Consider the following 21,849-nt stretch of genomic DNA (forward strand, 5'->3'; position numbering starts at 1 on the left):
TTTTTACATAATGGTGGGATAACCAAAACTTCGAAGAGGTCGCTGTGAAGGCTCCCCCTGCCCCACAACGCACGTTTACCACTGACCCGCCAGGGCAACCTAATATCGTTTATTTTTCAATCATTGCTAATAGGTCTCTCTGTTTTTTATACATTTTCTTGGCTTCCTGGGCAGAGCGCTCATGATCCCACCCTAAAAGATGCAAAACCCCATGAATCAAGAGAAAGACCACCTCCCGTTTTAAAGAATGTCCCAGACTTTCCGCCTGTCTTTGAGCGGTTTCAAGTGAAATGACAATGTCGCCCAGGATATTCGCTCCCGGATGAACCCGTGAAACTCCCATCGGAAAAGACAAAACGTCGGTGGGTTTGTTGATCTTTCGAAATTGCTGGTTGAATTTTTGAATGGCCCTGTCATTGACAAAAAGAAGACTTAACGCTGCTTTCTCTTTTCCCAGGATCTCTAAAATTAAACGGGCGGTACTTTTGGCGCTTGCGACGTTTAATTTAAATTTTCTTTGACGATTCTCTATCCATATTTGGGGGCCGCCCCTCACCCCTCACCTCTTACGGGATTTTTCGCTTTTCCGCTCTTTTTCACTTCGTGTTTTTCATACGCCTGGATAATTTCCGACACCAAGCGATGGCGTACGACATCTTTCTGGGTAAAATAAAAAAGGTCAATACCTGAAATTCCGGTCAAAATGGGTTGAATTTGAATCAATCCCGATACCTTTTGGCCCGACAGGTCAACCTGGGTAATATCTCCGGTGACCACCATTTTTGAATTAAACCCCAGACGGGTTAAAAACATTTTCATCTGTTCGGCTGTGGCATTCTGAGCTTCATCGAGAATGATAAACGCGTCATTTAAAGTCCGGCCGCGCATATAGGCCAGGGGCGCAATTTCAATTTCCCCCCGTTCGATCAAACCATTCGCCTTTTCGATATCCATCATTTCAAAAAGAGCGTCATACAACGGCCGAAGGTAAGGATTCATTTTGGCATACAGATCCCCGGGGAGAAAACCAAGCTGTTCCCCTGCCTCCACGGCCGGGCGGGCCAAAATAATCCGGCTGACCTGCCTGCGGGAGAATGCCAGAACCGCCATCGCCATGGCAAGATAAGTCTTGCCGGTCCCGGCGGGGCCGATCCCGATGACAATTTCATTTTTTAGAATCGAATCGATATACGCCTGCTGTCGGGCCGTCTTCGGCATGATCTGTTTTTTAGACGGGAGCGGGATTAAGGAAAATTGAGATTTTTTTTGACCGGAATCGGAACGGATGGAGGCGCCCGCCACCGCTTCATTGACATCTTCCAGTTTGAGAGGGTGCCCTTTTTGAACTGACGTTTGAAGATTCGTCAACACTCTCCCGGCTTCTTTTACCTTTTCAGGCGCCCCTTCAATCCGGATATCCTCCCCGCGGGCCATGATTTTGACCTGGAGGAGACTTTCAATCCGCTTTAAGTGGGAATCGAAACTGCCATATAAATTAAGAGTGTCAAACCCTTTGGGAAGTTTAATGGAAAGGGAGCCGGAAGAAGGAGGAGATGGCTTTTTCAAATTGTTAAAGGTCCTTTTTAAGGGCTATACGATATTCATTTGAACAGGACTATTATAACCATGAGGGCCAAAAAAAGACAACCGGTAAAAACCTGATCCCTTGGTAAAGGAGGGAGGCCTGGTCCATTTTGCTTGGGAACAGCCTAAGGAATCGTCTATCAAACTCTGGTTTTGTCGCCCTCGCCATGGGATTCTGTCGTCAATCTGAAGTCGGGCAACCCGGTTCTTCTCTTTTCTCGTCTTTACATTGGCCGTTTCCGCTTATGGAACGCGGAAACCGGCACCTTATTTTTGTGATCGAAGGATTAATTCCGCGCAGATATCCTCCGCCACCCCATGCCTCCGGGCTCCCCTACCAGCCGAATTCCTTTTACTGTCTAGTAGGGTTCTTGACTTTATATGTAGTGGTCTTGTCATGAGAAAATAAAATACTAAGGAAAAGTAAAGTCAAGAACTGACCCTCTATTTTTTATATGTTCTTGGGTTCCTTCCGGGAACAAGGATGACAACAAAATGGGCGACCCCCCTCATAGAGACGGAACGGAAAATAGATGATCTATTGAAGCTGATTCCAGTTCCAGTTGTTCCATCCTGTGACTGTTCCTGTTCCGGTGGATTGAGTGGGGTCATAATAGACGCCGCCGGCCGTTCCATCTCCCCCCATTTCCAAAGAATTGGCGGTCAATGCCCCAAAAATTTTTCCGCCGCTCTCGACTTCTGCCTCCGCTGACGGCGCATAGACTGCTCCAAATAAGGTTGCGCCCGACTTTACCTCGACTTCTGTCGCCGTCGGCAAACCTTTAATTTGAAGCGGCGTAGTCCCCTGGGTTGTCCCTAAAATGGTATTACTCCCGCTTAATTCAAGTTCGTTTGTGAAATAGAGGGTCGCTCCAGGTGGAAAATAAATTTGAGTATTTTGCTGGATATCCCATTTTGGGATGATATAACAATTGCCGGCAGCCGTATCAACCGTAAACGTACCCGCAACCAGTTTACCCCCCCCAGTCGTCGCAAAAGCCGCACCACCATGAGTCGGTGTGGCACAGGTTCCGGGATAGTTGACGGGAGGAAAGTTGATATTCGCCGAAGCAGGGCCTTTCGTTCCTTGAATATTAGGAGTAGAACCCCCAGAAACTGAAATCACACTCGACGTTCCCCCAACCCCGTAGTTCAGGTTCCCGCAAATATTATTGGCAGCGCCGCTTATGCTGATAGAGCCCGCCCCGGTGGTATTCGACTGAACACCCCCCATTGCAGAATTCACGCATGCATTTGGATTAGGAGCTGTCGTCGGGGGACCACCAACGGTCGTAGAGGTGTAGGTTCCTGTCGTGGCATTCCCATTCATCTCAAGTCCGCCTACCAGCGAAACCGCCCTGTTGTTTAAGGCATTGACAATGGGAAATATTTCATTCCGAACCATCTTATAGGTCCCGTTCGCATTGACTAAAGCCGTGACCTGCTCGATGGGACGGAGGCCAGCGACACAGGGCACATCCGAGGGAGGATTCGTATCCGGCTGATAGCACCGCATCGTTCCCGTGGAGTCTTTTTTATGCTGGATTTTTACCCATTGCCATTGGGATTGATTTTGGACGCTGGCATAAATATTATTCGACCCGTTGGCATTGAACGTTACATCATAATAGGGAGAAGCTGCGGAATTAAACTGAACGGTGGTGGCGGCGGAGGAGGTGGTAAGATAATCCACCCAGTTGATGTTAAAACCATTAAATGGATCTACTGCCAATTGGGCTACGGAACTATCCACCATCCTCACTTTTACCTCTTCAATCCCTGCTTCCGCCTGAAAGAGGGAATTCGAGGAGTTTTTCACATTTTTCGCAATATTGATATCGGTGGTTGAGGTCATGATCGCCGCAATGCCGATCAGGGTCATCATGATGAGCATCATCATGGCGATAAGCAAAGCAACCCCTTTTTCATTGTTGACTTGACTGATACAGTTTTTCATAAGTCCCTGCCTTTCTTTTTAGATACTAAGGACAAATCAATGTCGCCGACGATTCATTTCCGGGTAAATCTCCAGTGCAGTTTTTCGTCACAAAGCCCGCCATCGTCAAGGTCAGTGTCACGATCACATCGTTCGTTCCGGTAAAAACTTTCCCAGATGTATAGTTGGATAAGGGTAAGGTCGTCGTAAATGGGTAAGAGGAGCAGCCCACAGCGCACACTTCCTGAAATGTTCCGCTCACAGCCGCCCCGGAGGTAGTTGCGGTGCTCCCTAAAGCATCCGGGACAGACCCGGAAATCACCACTGATTTCTTTCCGGGTCCCGAGCCATTATTGGACCAGGTGAGAGTCAAGCCGGGAACAAAACCATCATACTGGTCATAGGTATAAGCATTGAAAGTTCCATTAGAATAAACCGGTTCCGACGAAATATTTCCCAGATTATCCGTTACCTGCAGATAATACCAGACTCTGTAGGGACTCCCATTTTCCAAAATCACCTTACCGGCAGTTTTAGTTGCTGACCAATCAATGTTTGCTGATCCATCCGTTAGATTGGGAGTCAGGGTCATCGATAAAGGTGAAAGTGACGGTTGAGAAGTCGTCCAGCAGGCACTGTTTTGAGGAGGAGGGGTTGAGGTCATTACACTCCACGATTGTTTGCAATAATAGACCTTTGCGGAGGAAATCATACTTCCCGGGGTTCCTGCCGTGAAAACAGTGCCGGTTGAGAAATAAGTCGATACCGTATACGGAGGGAGGGTATAGGTCCCTGCAGAGGTAACTCCATAAACAAGAGGGGTGATCGCTGTCTGCATTTGAAGCGATTTGATTTTAATCACCGGACCCTCGCTGACTATTATAGAAGAAGACCCCGTGCTCCAGGAGCAGGTGTTGTTAAAGGTTGAACCACCGTCGGTAGACGTTCCATAGGTCATGGAAATCCCGATACTTTCTCCGGTCATATCCACGGAGAGCGCACTTCCGCCGTTATTGACAAAGAGAAGTTCCATCGGAATCCCTTTTTGCAGAGCCGATAAATTCACAGTCGAAGAGAAAGTCACGTTGGTGCCGGAGGTGACTGCAGACCCACTCCAAACAGTCGTCGTCCCAATCTTAATGGTTTTTAACAAGGCCGTCGCCCCAAAATGATCCAGGCCTGCCCCATTTGTCGGATAAGACCAGGTAATGGCCGCGGTATCGATCCCTGATCTGATCTGGATAGGTCCTGTGCTGGTGTTCTTGACAAAAAACTTCACGTCATCATGAGCCTGCGGCGCATCGGGCGCATCGGTGGTGGTCGCAATCAACGCCCGGTCAATTTCATAATTGTCATTACCCGGCGCAGAGGTAAAGGGATAACCTGCTGTCAATGTGCTCGCCGTATTGGATCCTACCGGCCGGGCCTGGCCTGAATCCACCCCGCTTTTCATCACCAAAGATCCATTTGGAAAGACATTTACCCCCCAATTTTTAGTCGTATCTTTAAGAACCGTCGTTGAATTAAACCCTGTAGAGGTTCCCTGGTCGTAATAGACATCCTGCGTTAATCCTCCGGGAAACACGCTGACCGTCGTGGAAGCCACGCTTTCATGACGGGGGGAAGCGCAATCGAGAGCGGTGACAGCGTAATAGTACCCGACGCCGACCTGGGCCGTCGTATCGCTCCAGCTTCCTGTCCACCCCCCTGCCTGTGTAACCGGGATTGGGGTACTATTTAATAAAGTGCCACCCAGTCCCGGACCGCAAGGGGAGGAGGAGCAACGATAAACATTAAATCCAACCACATCCCCGGGCATGATGGAAAAAGCCGTGCCGTCTCCGTTTATTGTCGGGGAATTCCAATTCAGGACCACTGGAAGAGCACAGGAAGAACCGGCTACATTGAGTGGCGGGCCAGGTCTTCCAGGATAGGTCAAATCACCGCAGGGCATCGCCGAAACGAGAGAAGTTTGTCCGGCGCTGAAATTCCCGCACTTGTCAAAAGCGTAGAAAGTATAGGTATAAATCGTATTATTAATCAACCCGTTATCCATAAAGGTCATGGATTGTTGGGGGGTTAAAAGTGACGTCGGAGGGAAAGGAGAAGGATAAACCAACCTCCCGGTGGTAGGGGTTTGGGGATAGTCTGAAGGAACCCCTCTATTCCCGAAATTGGTAATCAATGGACTTAAACTATTGTCATTTGAAAGAATTTTCACTCCAAAAAGATCCGGAACATTCGGATTGGTCCATCCTAAGTAAACCTGATTCACCCCGGCGCTTCCGATGACCCCAGTCGGATCAGCCGGAGCAATATTATCGGTCGGATAGGTGTTTATTGACCCTGCCGAGCCATGTACAATGGAAGGAGCGGCCGCGCTAACATTCCCGCCGCAATCTACTGACTGCATTTTATACCAATACGGTTGCGGGGTTTGGTAAGTCAGCGGGCAATTCCAGGAACTGTCGGGAAAACTATCGGTGTAAGAAGCGGCTGTCGTGGCGATAGGTGTGCCGCCATTGAGCAGTTGCCAGGTTGACCCGGCATTGTTGCTCCGGTAAAGATTAAACCCGTTGATACCCGTCAGTGAAGAGGGATCGGTCCAGTTCAAAATCACAAAAGGTTTGGCAGGATTGGCCACACCGCCAACTAAAGCTTGCGCACTGGCCGTTGCGGTATTAATGGTCGGAGCGGCCGGTTGGAACGATGACGTATTGACATTGGGCTGGGTATCTACCGAAACACCATCGCTGGCCGTATTCGCCTGAGAGAGATAGGGCAGACCGTTGTTCAGAACATTGCTCCCAAAACTGCTCATGTTCGCCGAGGTATCATACGCCTTGAGGGCCACATAATAAACCGTTCCATTATTTAATCCGTTAAGAGTATAGGTCGTGACTTTTCCCAAATTAATCGCGGTATAATTCCCAGGGCTGGTTCCGTAATAAAGCATATATCCGGCCAGATCGGTTTCGGTGTTGGCATTCCAGGAGACATATAACGAACCACAAGGATTCCCGCTATCCACCACTTTTAATCCGGTGGGGGGGGCCGGAGGGGTCGCATCGGCATTGCCCAGACCAATCCCCATATTCCTGATCCGGATATCCGCCTCCACTTGAACCTGTTTGTAAATCGTCCCGCCGATCTTAACCCCGACTTTATCGGGAGCCGGCTTATTTCCCTTAGCCGTTAAACTAATCTGCACCCGGGTAATCTTGGCAAGATCGGTTGCCGATAACGGGAGTGAAGTTAATTGAAGATTGTTCTTATCATAATAGGTAAAGGTCAGCGCTGAAATATTTGAAGCAACAACCGCTTTGGGGGTAATGCTATTTCCCGAATTGTTGGAAGCATAGGTTGTGGTATATTGTTCTATCCCGCGCTGAAGGTCTGTTCCGACCAATTGATATTCTATTTTAAAATTTTTAGCCGGAACGGACGTATCAGCCTCTTCAAAAACAAAATCCGAAGCATTCGCAATATAGATACCAATACCATTACCATTACCGGGTGGCGACTTTATTGGCTGGTAAGCGGCCAGTCTGATCTCCTTGATCATCTGCTCGATCCCGGCTCTCGCGTTTTGCTCAACATCGGAAAGTTGATTTTGCCCCAAATAATTGTTATAAACCGAGTTGTATAGCCCGTATATCCCCGCCAAAAGTATCCCCAGAATGGCGACCGCCACCATAATTTCAATCAATGTAAACCCTTTGGATCGCTTAATGATCTTCATTTTCTCCTCGCGGTGACTTTAAACTCATTTGCTCAACATCGTATTTAAGGTGACGCTATGAACATTTTGCGCCGTATCTCTCCAGAAAACCTGAACCGTTAAATTGGCCACTCCCACATTGTTGATTCCAATTTGCGGCAGGGTAATTCTGGACACTCTCTGAAACGGAACGAATCTCTGATCCGCCGCCCGGGGACAAACACCGATGGGAACTGTATTGGTAATGGTTCCATAAGCTTCGGTTACGGTGGCATCGGTAGCCGACCCGGTCCCCACCGGGATACAGTTATCCTGATCGGCCAACATATTGGTGGCCGATGGCATAAACAAAACGGTTAAATTCCGGTATTTTTCAATCCGCTCTTCCGCAAGCCACTTGGCAGTACTCATCTTTCGGGCAAAACTGTTCGCGTTAATGGCCGTGATCATCATATTGGCAATTCCAAGGAGGCCAACCGATAAAATAGCCCCTGCAACCAGGACTTCCAACAACGTAAATCCTTTTTTATTTTTTAATATTTTCATATTCACCATCCCGGCGTAGTAATAGTGGGAAAAGCTGTTGGAGCTGAAATAGTAATGAGCGGCCTTTCCCCGCCGCCATTCATACAATCGATACCCGTAACGATGGAACATATAAAAACAGATAAATTATTAGTCATGGACCCGTCAGGGTTAAATGTCTCTGTAAACACCCCATTGTTATTGGCGGTTACACCCAGATAGGCTATGTTCACCCCTGCAGGAAGTGTGATGGTTGACGCTATCTGGGTTCCGTTATCCAAAATAGTAAAGCTGTCTGGATTAGGATAAACGGCCAGGTTAAATTGCAACGTAATCACTCGTCCCTTAACGGCGGCTTGAGCTCTTGCCGTTCTCATGTATGAAAAAATATCCCGTGCCGATGAATTTAGTCTCAAATGAGGCAAATAGCTCAGATAAGTCGGCACTGCTAGAGCGGCCAATACACCGACAATTGCAACCACCACCATCAGCTCAGTCAGGGTATACCCTTTTTGATTTCTTAAAATTTTCATTAAACCCTTTTATATAACAAATAGGATAGGAGCCTTTTTTATGACTTTATTCGTAATACGATAGTTAAATTGCAACTCACATGCCAGGGCATTTATTATTTATTACTCATATAAATCAATACGTTAGAATAATTTAAGTAAAGAGTGGGTGAGATTTTTACGGAAGGAAGGGTAAGGGTGCGATACCTGGAGCCTCTTGCGCGACAAAATAACAATCAATAAAATAATGTTGACACATTGTTTATACTTTATTATTCTATATTATGATCATGACTTAAGTAAAACAACCTGTTGTAAGGAGATTTTCAATATGAGAGCCAAGGCCCAAAAATGGGGAAACAGTCTGGCTGTACGAATTCCAAAAGTTATTGCAGACGAGGCCAGCATCCATGAAAATGACGAACTGAACATTGATGTGGTTGATCGTCAAATTAGAATTATTCCTTGCCAACGTCCGTATGACCTGAACAAACTCCTGGCTGGAATTTCTGAAGAGAATTTGCATAAAGAAATTGATCTTGGGACCCCCGCGGGTCAGGAAATCTTATGAAAAAGAAGCCGGCTTATGTTCCTGAACGGGGAGACATCGTATGGGTCAACTTTACACCTCAGGCAGGCCATGAACAGGCGGGGCAACGTCCTGCGCTGGTACTCTCTCCTGTGCAATACAATGCCCGGACAGGCTTAATGTTATGCTGTCCGATAACCAGTCAAATAAAGGATTACCCTTTTGAAGTGGCAGTTGGAGATCAACAAAATGTTCATGGAGTGATTCTGGCAGATCAAGTGAAAAGAGTTGATTGGATCACGCGAAAAGCTCAAAAAAAAGGGGCAGCAGCCGGCCAGGTTGTTTCGGATACCCTGGCAAAAATTCATGCTTTGCTTCAATTTTAGGTTTCTTCCTCAAACAGGGAGCTATCGTAAATATTTCGGAATTAAAGGTTACTCCAGGCCGTACTCTTTAACTTTAAGGTGCAGAGTTTTAAAGCTGACTTTGAGAATTTCAGCCGCTTTGGTTTTGTTCCCGTCGGTCTGTTCAAGAACTTTTTTGATCATCTGCGACTCCACCAATTTTCCTGCTTTTGAGCTTGCTTCCATAAGGCCGCCGTCCGGAGGAAATTCCTGGGCCAGTTCAACAAGCCCATTGACTTCTAACGAACTTAAGCCGAGATGATGCGGAAGAATCTGGTGGTCAGAGAGAATAACCGCCCGCTCGATACAATTTTGTAATTCACGGATATTTCCAAGCCAGGGATGCTCAGACATTTTATTTTTAGCTTCAGTTGAAAGAACCTTGGGCCCCTTTTTCATCTCTTTACAGTAATAATCGATAAAATACTCTGCCAGGGGGAGAATATCTTCTTTCCGTTCGCGGAGCGGAGGAATGACAATGGGGAAAACATTAAGTCTGAAATAGAGGTCTTCTCGAAATGTTTTCCTGGCAATCTCCCCTTTTAAATCTTTGTTCGTTGCCGCGATCACCCGGACATCGATGATGACCCGATTGACCCCTCCGACCCTGGTTAAAGCATGTTCTTCGAGGACCCGGAGAAGCTTGCCTTGAAGCCCCAGGTCCATATCGCCAATTTCATCGAGAAAAAGAGTCCCCCTGTCAGCCAGTTCAAATTTTCCTAACTTTTTTTCCGTCGCTCCCGTAAAAGAACCCCGTTCGTGCCCAAAAAGCTCTGATTCAAGGAGATCCCGTGGAATCGCCGCGCAATTAATCGCGATAAAAGGGTCTTCTTTTCTAGGGCTGAGGAGGTGAAGCGCCCGGGCAATCAGCTCTTTGCCGGTTCCGCTTTCTCCCCCGAGAAGAACCGTCGTCTTATTTTGGGAGACTTTCTTAACAATTTCAAGCATTTCCATTAGTTTTTGGCTTTTACCGATAATTTTAGGAAATTGTAAATTTTCCGAGTATTCTTCTTTTAAGATCATGTTTTCAGTTAATAATTTCTGGTTTTCAAGCGCCTTTTTTATCAACAACAAGAGATGATCCGGTTCAAACGGCTTGGTGATAAAATCAAACGCCCCCTCTTTTACCGCTTTTACAGCGGTTTCAACACTCCCAAAGGCCGTCATTAAAATCACCGGCACCATCGGATGGGTTTCCTTAACCTTGGAAAGGATCTCCAGGCCGGAATAAAAAGGGAGCTTGAGATCGCTGACAACCAGGTCAAAACGTCTTTCCTTAAACCGGGTCATCCCCTCTTTTCCATTGGAGGCCCAGACCACCTCGTAACCCTCTGACCGAACCGCTGTCATGATCATCCGGGCCATGCTTTCTTTGTCTTCAACCAATAAAATGGAAAACAATCAGACTCCTGTTTTTTGAGGGCGCCCGCCGGCTTGCCTTTACGAACCCATGGTGTGATTTGATAAGATCCTGATTCTAATAATCTTACCATATTTAAAATTTTCCGCATTTCCGGGGACTCAACCCAAGACCAGCGATAGACTTCGCACCCACTTATTAATCATGTCATTGCGAGCACCGAAGGGTGCGTGGCAATCTTATCGTAAAGTCTTGAGATTGCTTCACTTTGTTCGCAATGACAGCTTTCTAACTCTGTTCTTAGACTCAGAAGGATAGGACAAATATCAACGGGCGCCTGATAAAACAATTTCTTTCTCAAAATGGCATCCTTTCCCCTCTGGGGACGTTCCAGTGAAACTCCGCGTCCGCGCTTCAAAAACATTGTTTTTTTGATGTCACGGATGCTACTATGACACCGTTGGCGCAGGACTCACATTGAACAGAAAAAGGAGGGGTAATCGAATGGGCGAGAAAACGATTCGCAAAGAAAAAAAGAAACCCAAAAAGAAAAAGGCTTAGCACGCGATTTTATACATACACTAACGTAACAGGCTGACAGGGAAGAGCTTTATAAAGACTTACCGCTCAGTCAAGGGAAGCGCCAGACGGAATCCAACCGTATTGCTCCGGTAACCCGGTTCTTTCTTTTGGCGGGCGGACAAACGAATTTTCACCGGTTCATCCGCCCAGGACCCGCCGCGAATCACCCGGAACCTTCCCGTTGAAGGCCCCGCGGGATTTGTTTTGGGACCTTCTTTATAGACATCTTCCCCGTACCTGTCCTGGATCCATTCATTCACATTCCCATCGATGTCATACAAACCCTGTTCAGCGGGTCTGAAACTCCCTGCCGGCGAGGTAAAAACATAACCGTCATTATAACCGATCCAGATTTTCATATCGGGGAACGTCCGTTTAAACGATTCATCTGCTGTGTTTTCAGATGGCATTTCATTTAACCCGGGATATTGAATCAGTTTTCCCCTTTCTCTTGCGGCGAATTCCCACTCTGCCTCCGTCGGAAGCCTGTACTCCATGGCTTTTTTTGGACTTTTCTTCTTCATCCATCCGATATATTGACTGGCATCATTCCAGGAAACACAGACCACGGGATCTCTTTCAGTTTGAGCAAAACCAGGATTCCGCCAATTCTTTTTCCGGTCTCTCATAAAATCCCCGCCGGCCCGAATCTCGCATCCATCCGATCTTTCGGCTTCAGTTTGATACCCTGTCTCCTGCGCGAATTGGCGGAATTCTCCCGTGGTAACCTCATATTTTCCCAGATAAAATGGATCCACGCAGACTGCATGGACAGGGCGTTCATCTTCGCCCCCCTTGCCGAAGTGATCTCCCATCTCATAGCAGCCTCCCTGGATGACAACCATTCCTGCCGACCTTAACTGTTGATTCTGCTCCCGGACCTCTTTTACACTGTACAAAACAACCCAAACAAAAAACAAAATGATGAAAACCACCATCCATTTTGGCAATCGGCGCCTCCTCTGTTTATGAACGAAGCCAACCTCATTAAAAAAATTTCCCAATGGGCTGGAGACATATTAACCTTATTTTACCCTTTAACCAAACTACAAAAGTAATCGTTCAGTCAACGGTTCTCAAGCGCCTGGAACGCCATTCCTTCCGACGCCGATGAATTTATCCTCATCTCTAGATGACGACATTAAGGTTGGATAAGCAAAATTCATCGAAGTCTCCATCCATGGCATACCAGGCACTTTCGTCAATGCCCACCCTTCACTGAAGGGTTACCTACAAAAGAAGCTTTACCTTAAATCCAGGCCTTATGATAGACTAAACTTATTTGATTTTTATTTGAAGCGCTCCGAACCCAAGACCAGCGATAGACTTCGCACCCACTTATTAATCATGTCATTGCGAGCACCGAAGGGTGCGTGGCAATCTTATCGTAAAGTCTTGAGATTGCTTCACTTTGTTCGCAATGACAGCTTTCTAACTCTGTTCTTGGCGATAAAAGAAGAAATTCGAGAGGTGTTGATTTCCCTGGAGGATGTTACCCTGGAAGGAGCAGTGGCTATCCCCTCCGGGGCGCAAGGGGTGGTTATATTTGCCCATGGAAGCGGCAGCAGCCGGCATAGTCCCAGAAATAATTTTGTGGCAAAAGTCCTGCGTAAAGAAGGGCTCGCCACCTTGTTGCTGGACCTCTTGACCGGCGAAGAAGACCAAAACTATGAAACACGCTTTAATATTCACCTTTTGACCACAAGGCTGATGGGAGCCACCCAATGGTTAGCCGATTACCTGAAACCGAAAAGACCGGCGCCTTCCCGATCCCGGAGCCGGGAATATGCGACAGGCTATTTCGGCGCAAGCACAGGAGCGGCGGCGGCCCTTGACGCGGCCGCAAAATTGGGAACAAAAATAGGGGCGGTGGTTTCACGGGGCGGACGGCCTGATCTGGCAAGAGAATCTTTGCCTCATGTAAAAGCCCCGACTCTTTTAATCGTGGGAGGAGATGATTTACCGGTCATCGGTTTTAACCGGATGGCGTTTGATCTGCTTAAAGGAGAAAAAGAACTGGTCATGATTCCCGGCGCGACACACCTGTTTGAAGAACCGGGAACACTGGAAAAGGCGGCGGAACTGGCGGCGGAGTGGTTCTGCAGGTATCTGACCCAAGACCAGCGATAGACTTCGCACCCACTTATTAATCATGTCATTGCGAGCACCGAAGGGTGCGTGGCAATCTTTAAAGTCTTGAGATTGCTTCACTTTGTTCGCAATGACAGCTTTCTAACTCTGTTCTTGGGTCTGAAACCTGCCGGGCGTTAATCATCCGGTTTTTCTGAGTTCAGAAGGCGGGGTCATTGTTTAAAAAGGCAAATTGCGCGGCCCCTGCAAGAGGAGCTTTTTCGTTTAAAATCACTCCGACCGGAATCCGGCGCATTAAAGCGGAGAACCGTCCCTTGTCTTGAAAAGCTTTGATAAAGGTTCCGTCCATCAGTTTGGGCAGAATCTTAGATGCCATTCCTCCGGCAATATAAAGGCCGCCCGTCGCCATGCTCTTTAGAACAAGATTTCCTCCTTCGGCGCCGTAAATCGACACAAACAGATCAAGAGCCCTGATACAGAGGGGGTCGTCTCCCTTGAGCGCAATCTCTGAAATCACCGCGGCAGGGTCTTCTTTTTCCATCCGCTGGCTTATCCGGGACGGCTCCCCGCCATCACCTGACTCCTTTAAAAAAGCATAGAGATTCAAAAGACCGGGACCGGAAAGAACCCGCTCATAACTGGCATGCCCGAAACGGTTCCATAAATATTCCAGCAGTTTGATTTCAAGGGAGGTTCGCGGCGCAAAATCGCAATGCCCTCCTTCCGAAGCCATGGTCCGGAAGTTCGCGCCCTTCCGGTAGAGAGTCGACTCTCCCAGACCGGTTCCGGCGGCAATAATGGCTCTGTTGCCGTATGGGTCAGGCTCCCCGGACTGGAGCCATTTAATTTCTTCCTCCTTCAGAAGGAGAGCGCCGTAGGCGGCCGCCTCCAGATCATTTAGCAGGAAAACGGAAGGAATTCCAAACTGCCGGCTGACTTGAGACGCGTCGATCAACCAGGGAAGATTGGTCGTTTCACACCGGCCACTGAATACGGGCCCGGCCACCCCAAAAGCCGCCCGGTCCACTTTCACGGTTTTGTCTTGAAGAAACGCCTTTAAAACGGTTTCAAAACTGGAATAGCGCCGGCTTGAAAAAGTTTGTTCTTCCTTGAGTAAAATCCCGGCCCGTTGAGACTCAAAAATTCCAAGCGTGGTTTTGGTTCCTCCTACGTCCCCTGCCAGAATCATTGAAGTTCCTTCGTCTTTTAAGATGGATAGAGAAGGTTTAAAATATACTCCTGAACCCGCGCTTTTTCAATAACGGCGAAAAAGACCCAAGACCAGCGATAGACTTCGCACCCACTTATTAATCATGTCATTGCAAGCACCGAAGGGTGCGTGGCAATCTTATCGTAAAGTCTTGAGATTGCTTCACTTTGTTCGCAATGACAGCTTTCTAACTCTGTTCTTGGGTGACCAACCGCTCTTGCCCATTCAAAATATCCTTTATTCTGTGAGCCTTTTAACGGAATACGATATCTACCTTTTTAAACAAGGAAATCACTTTCATCTTTACGAAAAACTGGGTGCGCACCTCATGACGGTTGAGGGTCTAAAAGGAACCCTCTTTGCCGTTTGGGCCCCTAATGCGGAAGAGGTTTCGGTCATCGGCGACTTTAATCAATGGAATTCCAGCTCACATCCCCTCCGGGTGAGAAAAGACGGGTCGGGCGTCTGGGAAGGCTTCGTTCCGGGTGTAGGAGAGGGGGCGCTCTACAAATATCGCCTTATCTCCAGACATAACCGTTACACGGTTCAGAAAGGGGATCCTTTTGCCTTCTTTTGGGAACCCCCTCCCAAGACGGCTTCGGTGGTCTGGGACCTCAGCTATGACTGGCAGGATCAGGCATGGATGAAGACAAGGTCCCGTGCCAATGCTCTCACAGCCCCTTTAGCCATCTATGAAGTCCATCTTGGCTCCTGGAAACAACACCCTGAAGAGGCTCGCCGGTTTTTGACCTATCGGGAACTCGCCCATGGTCTTGCCGGGTATATCAGGGAAACGGACTTTACCCATGTCCAGTTGCTGCCGGTGATGGAACACCCCTTTTACGGTTCATGGGGGTATCAGACTGTCGGATATTTTGCTCCCACTTGCCGTTATGGAACGCCTCAGGATTTCATGTACTTTGTAGATTTTCTCCATCAACAGGGAATTGGCGTGATCCTGGACTGGGTCCCTTCTCATTTCCCTTCGGACGAGCATGGGCTCTACTATTTTGACGGGACACACCTTTACGAGCATGCGGATGTTCGAAAAGGATTCCATCCTGACTGGAAAAGCTCTATCTTTAACTATGGCCGCCTGGAAGTGCGTTCTTTTCTGATCAGCAGCGGTATTTTTTGGCTAAAGAAATATCATTCCGACGGCCTCCGGGCAGACGCGGTGGCTTCCATGCTCTACCTGGACTACTCCAGAAAGAAAGGGGAATGGATTCCCAATGAACATGGGGGGCGGGAAAACCTGGAGGCCATTGCCTTTTTGAGGCGGTTGAATGAAACGGTGTACGGAGAAATCCCGGATGCCCAAACCGTTGCGGAGGAATCCACCGCCTGGCCCATGGTCTCGAAACCCACTTATCTCGGCGGCCTTGGCTTTGGAATGAAGTGGAACATGGGTTGGATGCACGATACCCTGAAGTATTTTTCAATAGATCCCCTCTATCGAAAATACCACCATGACCTCCTCACGTTCATCCTCTGGTACGCCTTTTCGGAAAACTTTGTTCTCCCCCTCTCTCATGACGAGGTGGTGCACGGAAAAGGCTCGCTCATTCGGAAAATGCCGGGAGATGAATGGCAGCGTTTTGCCAATTTAAGACTGTTATATGGCTACATGTATGGCCAGCCCGGGAAGAAGCTTCTGTTTATGGGTGGAGAATTCGGCCAGATGAAGGAGTGGAACCATGAAGAAAGCCTTGAATGGCATCTCCTCCGCCAACCCTATCACCGGGAAATCTCGCGCTGGGTTAAAGACCTCAACCGTCTCTACAGATCAGAGCCGGCCCTGTACGAGCTGGACTCCGACCCGGCGGGATTTGAATGGATAGATTTTCAGGACTGGGAACAGGGCGTTCTCAGTTTTATCCGAAAGGGCAGAACGACAAAGGATATCCTCCTTGTGGTGTGCAATTTTACACCCGTTGCCCGGAACCGTTACCGGATTGGCATCCCCCGGGGTGGTTTCTGGAGGGAGATCCTCAACAGTGATGCTTCAATCTATGGCGGAAGCGGCGGCGGAAATTTTGGAGGAGTGGAGGCCGCTTCCACTCCGGCCCACGGGCGACCCTGCTCCCTCTTACTGACTTTACCCCCGCTGGGTATTCTTTTTTTCACCAGCAAAGAATCGATCCCATCCCTCATGGTCACTGATGAAAATGAATAGCGATAACAGATATATCTGCATCCACGGACATTTTTACCAGCCTCCGCGGGAGAATCCCTGGCTTGAAGAAGTAGAACTCCAGGACTCGGCCTATCCTTATCATGACTGGAATGAAAGGATCACCGCAGAGTGCTACGCCCCTAATACGGCCTCCCGTATCCTTGGCTCAGAGGGCAAGATTATCGATATCGTGAATAACTATGCCAGGATCAACTTTAACTTCGGGCCCACCCTGTTATCCTGGCTGGAGCGGCATCAACCCGAGGTGTATCAGGCTATTTTAGAAGCGGACAAAATCAGCATCAAGCGATTCTCGGGACATGGATCGGCAATGGCCCAGGTGTATAACCACATGATTATGCCCCTGGCCGGCAAAAGGGACAAAACGACGCAGGTTCTCTGGGGAATACGGGACTTTGCCAGGCGGTTTGGCCGGCACCCCGAAGGCCTCTGGCTCCCGGAAACCGCCGTTGATCTTGAAACCCTTGAGATCCTTGCCGATTCAGGCATCCGGTTTACCGTCCTGGCTCCCCATCAGGTCCGGAGGGTCAAGAAAATTTCGGGAGAAAAATGGCAGGAGGTCGAGGGGGGAAGGTTTGATCCCACCATGGCTTATCTCTGCCCGCTCCCCTCCGGAAAAGCGATCCATATTTTTGTGTACGATGGGCCCATCTCGCGGGATGTCGCCTTTGGAGGATTATTGAGCAATGGAGAGGCCTTTGCCAGGAGGCTTCTGGGGGCCTTTCATGAAGACCGGGACTGGCCCCAGTTGGTCCATATCGCCACGGACGGGGAAACCTACGGACACCATCACCGCTACGGCGATATGGCGCTCTCCACCTGCCTCGATTCCATCGAGTCGGAAAAGATGACCGAATTAACCAATTACGGGGAATATCTTGAAAAACATCCCCCCACCCATATGATTGAGATCGGCGAAAAAACCTCCTGGAGTTGTGTTCACGGCATTGAGCGGTGGCGGGACAATTGCGGATGTAATTCAGGAATGCAACCGGAATGGACGCAGACGTGGAGGAAACCCTTGCGCGAGGCCATGGATTGGCTGAGAGACCGTGCCTCGGCAATCTATGAAGAAAGCGCCGCTGGTTATCTCCGGGACCCGTGGCGGGCAAGGGATGAGTATATCGAAGTGATCTCGAACCGGTCCAGAACTCATGTCGAGCAATTTTTAAGGCGTCATGAGGCCAAACCCCTGAGCCAGAATGAACGGTCCCGGATGTTAAAACTTCTGGAAATGCAGCGGCATGCCATGCTGATGTATACCAGCTGCGGCTGGTTCTTCGATGACATCTCGGGGATAGAGACCGTTCAGGTGATGCAGTATGCCGCCAGAGTCATACAGCTTGCGGAAGAGACACAGGGAGCCTCCCTCGAGCCGGAGTATATGAGAATCCTTCAGGAGGCTCCCGGTAACCGGCATGAAGATGGCGCCGTAGTCTATGAGAATTTTGTCAAACCAGCACAGGTCAATCTGCTGCGGGCAGGGGCTCACCATGCGATGATGTCACTTTTTGATTCCTGTCCCGATTGTGTCAAGATTTATTGCTACACCATCTACAATGAAGGGCACGAACGACTGACAACCGGGAAACTGAAACTGGTCATAGGGAAAAGCCGGGTCGCCTCCGACATCACCTGGGACGAGAGTCTCCTCAGTTTTGCCGTTTTGCACCTGGGAGATCACAATATCAAGGGGGGGGCCTGTCCGTTCCAGGGTGAGGAGATCTTTTCCACCCTGCAGGAGGAGATCCGGCCCGCTTTTGAGAAAGGCGATGTTCCCGAGGTGATCCGCCTGCTGGACAAACATTTTGGAGAACATAGTTTTTCGGTTTCAGACCTGTTTAAAGATGAACAGCGTCAGGTTCTGAAACAGATCTTAAAGCTTACTTATAAAGAGATTGCCGCCGCATATGGTCAGATTCATGAAAACCACTATACTCTGATGAATTTCTTCCAGAGTCTTCAAATCCCCATCCCCAAACCGCTGTTGCTTGCAACGGATTTTGTGATCAACGCCAACCTGCAGGACACTCTTCAGCAAAAGGAGATAGACCTGGTCCGTTTGGAAAAGCTTATCAGGGAGGTCAAGCGATGGTCTGTGAGACTGGACACCGCCACCATTGGATTTTTGGCCAGCGCTCAAATCGAAGCGCTTTTGAAACGGTCCTCCCTCCACCCGGAAGACGTTGCCCTGATGGCGTCCGTTAAAAATATTCTTGAAATTCTGACCCCTCTTCAAATTGAGCTGAACCTGTGGAAGTCGCAAAACCTCTACTTTTCGATCGGAAAGAGTTTTTACACAAAAATGGATGAACAGACAAAGGAGGGAAACCGGCACGCTAAACAGTGGACGGACACTTTCCTCCAGTTGGGACAATATCTCCACATCAAGGTCTCCTGATGAAAGAACAAGGTTTTTTGACGGATCAGAGGACAACAGGGTTGTACCGGAGGGGAAGCGGACTCCTGCTTCATGTCAGCTCGCTCCCCTCTCCCTTTGGTATTGGGGATCTGGGACCCTCGGCTTACCGGTTTGCGGATCTTCTTTTTGAAGCCCGGCAAAGCTACTGGCAGGTTCTCCCCATCAACCCCACGTCCACGTTCATGGGCAACTCTCCCTACAATAGCGACTCTGCCTTTGCAGGAAATCCTCTGCTGATCAGCCCTGAACTGCTTGAAAAAGAAGGCCTCCTTTCGAGATCCGACCTCGACGCCTTTCCTTCGCTCCCGGCCCGGAGGGTCGATTATGAAGCCGCCACTCTGTTTAAGAAAAAAATCCTGCATCGGGCGTATGAAAGCTATCAATCCTCCCTGGAAAAAGATCCTGAATTCGCCGCTTTTTGTAAAGAAAACGCGCCCTGGCTGGAGGATTATGCTCTTTTAAAAGTCTTAAAAGAGCATTTTAACGGGGTGTCCTGGAACCACTTCCCGGCAGGACTGATGAATCGGGATAAAAACATCCTTGACCGGTACCGGGAGGCGTTCAAAAACCAAATCTTGTCAGAACAATTTCTGCAGTTTATTTTTTTCAAACAATGGTTCTCGTTGAAAAACTATTGTAACCGCAAAAATATCCGGGTCATCGGGGATATCCCGATCTACGTGCAGTATAACAGCGCGGACGTCTGGACCCATCCCGGCCTCTTTCACCTGGACCCGGAAGGAAGACCCTGGATTGTGGCAGGGGTTCCTCCAGATTATTTCAGCAATATCGGCCAGCTCTGGGGTAATCCCCTTTACAACTGGGAGGCCCTTAAAACAACCCGTTATGCCTGGTGGATTGAGCGGTTGTCCCATAATTTAAAGTTATTTGACCTGGTCAGGCTCGATCATTTCAGGGGATTCGCAGGCTACTGGCAGGTCCCCGCAGGGGAGACGACCGCAGAGCATGGCACCTGGGCGCCGGCGCCGGCGGAAGATTTTTTCAAGACCCTCTTTAGCCATAACCCGGATCTTCCTGTCATTGCTGAAGACCTGGGCGTCATCACGCCCGATGTCGTCGAAATCATGAACCGGTTCAGGATTCCGGGAATGAAGCTTCTTGTTTTCGCCTTTGGAGACAATCTGCCTGTCCATCCCTACGCCCCCCATAATTACGCCGGGAATTGTCTGGTCTATACCGGCACCCATGACACGAATACGGCGCGGGGATGGTTCACGAAAGAGGCCAGCCCCGGAGACAGGGAACGGCTTTCTGCCTATCTGGGAAAGGAAGTGAATGAGGAATCGATTCCTTTGGAACTCATCCGGCTGGCGATGATGTCTGTGGCGAATACAGTCATTATCCCGGTTCAGGATCTTCTGGGGCTCGGGGAAGAGGCCCGGATGAATTTACCAGGGACGACGCATGGGAACTGGGAGTGGCGGCTTCTCCCCGATCAGCTTACCCCGTTATTGACGGCCCGGCTGGCTCAAATGACCCTCATTTATGGGAGAACCGGGAACGAAAGGATACCCGGTCATTAGAAAATCCACCTACTCAAACCGGTAGCCTTTAGGCACCACAACGACCCCGTCTTCAGAAACAGTAAACCGGGCGCGGTCACGTTCGAGATCCCATCCGATCGACTCTTTCTCCGGAACCTGAACGTCTTTATCAATGATGCAATGCCGTAAACGGGCGCCGGAGCCTACCCGCACTCTTTCAAACAGGATCGAATCTTCGACTAACGCGCCTGAACGAACCCAGACATCGGGAGAAAGGATGGAACGATTAATCCGGGCTCCGATGATCACGTCTCCGGCGGCCAACATGGCATTCGTAACCGAGCCATCCTCCCCTGATTCAGACGGAACCATCCGGGCCGATGGATATTGGCCGTGATAGGTGCGGATCAGCCAGTCTTTTTGGTAAAGATTAAGAGGGGGAACCGGCTTCAGCAGATCCATGTTGGTTTCATAATAAGAATCTACCGTTCCAACATCGCGCCAATACCCATCCTGGGTTACCCGTCCCTCAACCCCGCCGAAGCGATAGGCTCTTACCGTATGGGTCCCGATGATTTTGGGAAGAATGTTTTTTCCAAAGTCATGTCCGGAAGCCTTGTCTTCATGATCTTGATGGAGGATTTCAAGTAGGAGGGGGAGGTCAAAAACATAAATCCCCATCGACACAAGAGCTTTATCGGAAACGCCCTCCCTGGGCGGAAGAGCTTGGGGCTTCTCGATAAATTTTCGGACTCGAAGATCGTCGTCGATCTCTATTACCCCAAAGAATCTGGCCTCGGACCGGGGAACCGAAACACAGGCCACGGTCACCTCGCATTTGCGGCGCTCATGCTCCTCCAACATCCGGGCATAATCCATACGATAAATATGGTCCCCGGCAAGAACGAGAACACGTTTGGCCTTGCTCCGTTCAAGAAGAAACCGATTCTGAAAAATCGCATCGGCTGTTCCCGCGTACCACCCCTCTCCCTCCCGCATCTGAGCCGGAACCGTTGTAATATACTCCCCGATTTCCGGATTGAAGATCGACCAGCCATCTCTCAGGTGCTTCTGAAGAGAGTGTGACTTATACTGCGTCAGGACCAAAATCTGGCGAAAACCTGAATTCAGGCAGTTGGAAAGGGTAAAGTCAATAATCCGGTAAATTCCCCCGAAAGGAACCGCTGGTTTGGCCCGATTCGCGGTCAAGGGATGAAGGCGTGTCCCTGTCCCTCCGGCCATGATAATGGTTAAGGTATTTTCAACAATCA

General features: G+C 49.1%; 16 protein-coding genes. 6 read left to right on the forward strand and 10 right to left on the reverse strand.

Annotation, left to right across the window (positions count from 1 at the left end):
- Nucleotides 1-109: 109 nt before the first annotated feature.
- The 6 genes from ybeY to HYR79_05825 all read right to left on the reverse strand — a co-directional run bounded on the left by ybeY (nucleotide 110) and on the right by HYR79_05825 (nucleotide 8,299).
- Nucleotides 110-556: an rRNA maturation RNase YbeY gene (gene ybeY, locus HYR79_05800; protein MBI1821205.1), complete on the reverse strand. Its 447-nt coding sequence runs from the start codon at nucleotides 554-556 to the stop codon at nucleotides 110-112.
- Nucleotides 553-1,434, reverse strand: a complete 882-nt coding sequence (locus HYR79_05805; GenBank protein ID MBI1821206.1) for a PhoH family protein — start codon at nucleotides 1,432-1,434, stop codon at nucleotides 553-555. Before HYR79_05805 ends, ybeY begins: the two co-directional genes overlap by 4 nt.
- Nucleotides 1,435-2,122: 688 nt before the next feature.
- Complete coding sequence (locus HYR79_05810; protein MBI1821207.1) at nucleotides 2,123-3,541, reverse strand: hypothetical protein; 1,419 nt, start codon at nucleotides 3,539-3,541, stop codon at nucleotides 2,123-2,125.
- A 25-nt stretch (nucleotides 3,542-3,566) separates the two neighbouring features.
- A complete protein-coding gene (locus HYR79_05815) occupies nucleotides 3,567-7,262 on the reverse strand; it encodes a prepilin-type N-terminal cleavage/methylation domain-containing protein (protein ID MBI1821208.1) in 3,696 nt (1,231 codons plus the stop codon).
- A gap of 24 nt (nucleotides 7,263-7,286) precedes the next feature.
- Nucleotides 7,287-7,787 carry a prepilin-type N-terminal cleavage/methylation domain-containing protein gene (locus HYR79_05820; GenBank protein ID MBI1821209.1) on the reverse strand — a complete coding sequence of 167 codons (501 nt, stop codon included), beginning with the start codon at nucleotides 7,785-7,787 and terminating at the stop codon, nucleotides 7,287-7,289.
- Nucleotides 7,788-7,789: 2 nt separating this feature from the next.
- The gene (locus HYR79_05825; protein MBI1821210.1) at nucleotides 7,790-8,299 is read right to left on the reverse strand and encodes a prepilin-type N-terminal cleavage/methylation domain-containing protein; all 510 of its coding nucleotides are present in this window, start codon (nucleotides 8,297-8,299) and stop codon (nucleotides 7,790-7,792) included.
- A 310-nt stretch (nucleotides 8,300-8,609) separates the two neighbouring features.
- Between HYR79_05825 and HYR79_05830 the strand changes: the two genes are divergently transcribed.
- Together HYR79_05830 and mazF are read left to right on the forward strand one after the other, a co-directional pair.
- Nucleotides 8,610-8,849 (forward strand): AbrB/MazE/SpoVT family DNA-binding domain-containing protein, encoded by a 240-nt coding sequence (locus tag HYR79_05830; protein MBI1821211.1) that lies wholly within the window; start codon nucleotides 8,610-8,612, stop codon nucleotides 8,847-8,849.
- The gene (gene mazF / locus HYR79_05835) at nucleotides 8,846-9,193 is read left to right on the forward strand and encodes an endoribonuclease MazF (protein ID MBI1821212.1); all 348 of its coding nucleotides are present in this window, start codon (nucleotides 8,846-8,848) and stop codon (nucleotides 9,191-9,193) included. Before HYR79_05830 ends, mazF begins: the two co-directional genes overlap by 4 nt.
- Before the next feature lie 48 nt (nucleotides 9,194-9,241).
- Here mazF and HYR79_05840 read toward each other — a convergent pair whose 3' ends face one another.
- Nucleotides 9,242-10,612 (reverse strand): sigma-54-dependent Fis family transcriptional regulator, encoded by a 1,371-nt coding sequence (locus HYR79_05840; protein ID MBI1821213.1) that lies wholly within the window; start codon nucleotides 10,610-10,612, stop codon nucleotides 9,242-9,244.
- Nucleotides 10,613-11,191: 579 nt separating this feature from the next.
- The gene (locus tag HYR79_05845; GenBank protein ID MBI1821214.1) at nucleotides 11,192-12,103 is read right to left on the reverse strand and encodes a formylglycine-generating enzyme family protein; all 912 of its coding nucleotides are present in this window, start codon (nucleotides 12,101-12,103) and stop codon (nucleotides 11,192-11,194) included.
- A 397-nt stretch (nucleotides 12,104-12,500) separates the two neighbouring features.
- On the opposite strand from HYR79_05845, the gene HYR79_05850 reads away from it, so the two are divergent.
- Nucleotides 12,501-13,283 (forward strand): dienelactone hydrolase family protein, encoded by a 783-nt coding sequence (locus HYR79_05850; GenBank protein ID MBI1821215.1) that lies wholly within the window; start codon nucleotides 12,501-12,503, stop codon nucleotides 13,281-13,283.
- Between the two features lie 160 nt (nucleotides 13,284-13,443).
- Here HYR79_05850 and glk read toward each other — a convergent pair whose 3' ends face one another.
- Complete coding sequence (gene glk / locus HYR79_05855; protein ID MBI1821216.1) at nucleotides 13,444-14,433, reverse strand: glucokinase; 990 nt, start codon at nucleotides 14,431-14,433, stop codon at nucleotides 13,444-13,446.
- A 124-nt stretch (nucleotides 14,434-14,557) separates the two neighbouring features.
- On the opposite strand from glk, the gene glgB reads away from it, so the two are divergent.
- The 3 genes from glgB to malQ are packed head-to-tail and all read left to right on the forward strand — an operon-like array spanning nucleotide 14,558 to nucleotide 20,617.
- Entirely contained in the window at nucleotides 14,558-16,630 is a 2,073-nt protein-coding gene (gene glgB / locus HYR79_05860; GenBank protein ID MBI1821217.1) for a 1,4-alpha-glucan branching protein GlgB, read from the forward strand.
- Nucleotides 16,623-19,052: a DUF3536 domain-containing protein gene (locus tag HYR79_05865; protein ID MBI1821218.1), complete on the forward strand. Its 2,430-nt coding sequence runs from the start codon at nucleotides 16,623-16,625 to the stop codon at nucleotides 19,050-19,052. The genes glgB and HYR79_05865 overlap by 8 nt, the downstream gene beginning before the upstream one ends.
- 41 nt (nucleotides 19,053-19,093) lie before the next feature.
- Entirely contained in the window at nucleotides 19,094-20,617 is a 1,524-nt protein-coding gene (malQ, locus tag HYR79_05870; GenBank protein MBI1821219.1) for a 4-alpha-glucanotransferase, read from the forward strand.
- A 9-nt stretch (nucleotides 20,618-20,626) separates the two neighbouring features.
- Here the strand turns inward: malQ and glgC are convergent, their stop codons facing one another.
- Complete coding sequence (glgC, locus tag HYR79_05875; protein MBI1821220.1) at nucleotides 20,627-21,847, reverse strand: glucose-1-phosphate adenylyltransferase; 1,221 nt, start codon at nucleotides 21,845-21,847, stop codon at nucleotides 20,627-20,629.
- Nucleotides 21,848-21,849: the final 2 nt, after the last annotated feature.

It is taken from the genome of Nitrospirota bacterium, from assembly GCA_016178585.1.
GTDB lineage: Bacteria > Nitrospirota > Nitrospiria > JACQBW01 > JACQBW01 > JACOTA01.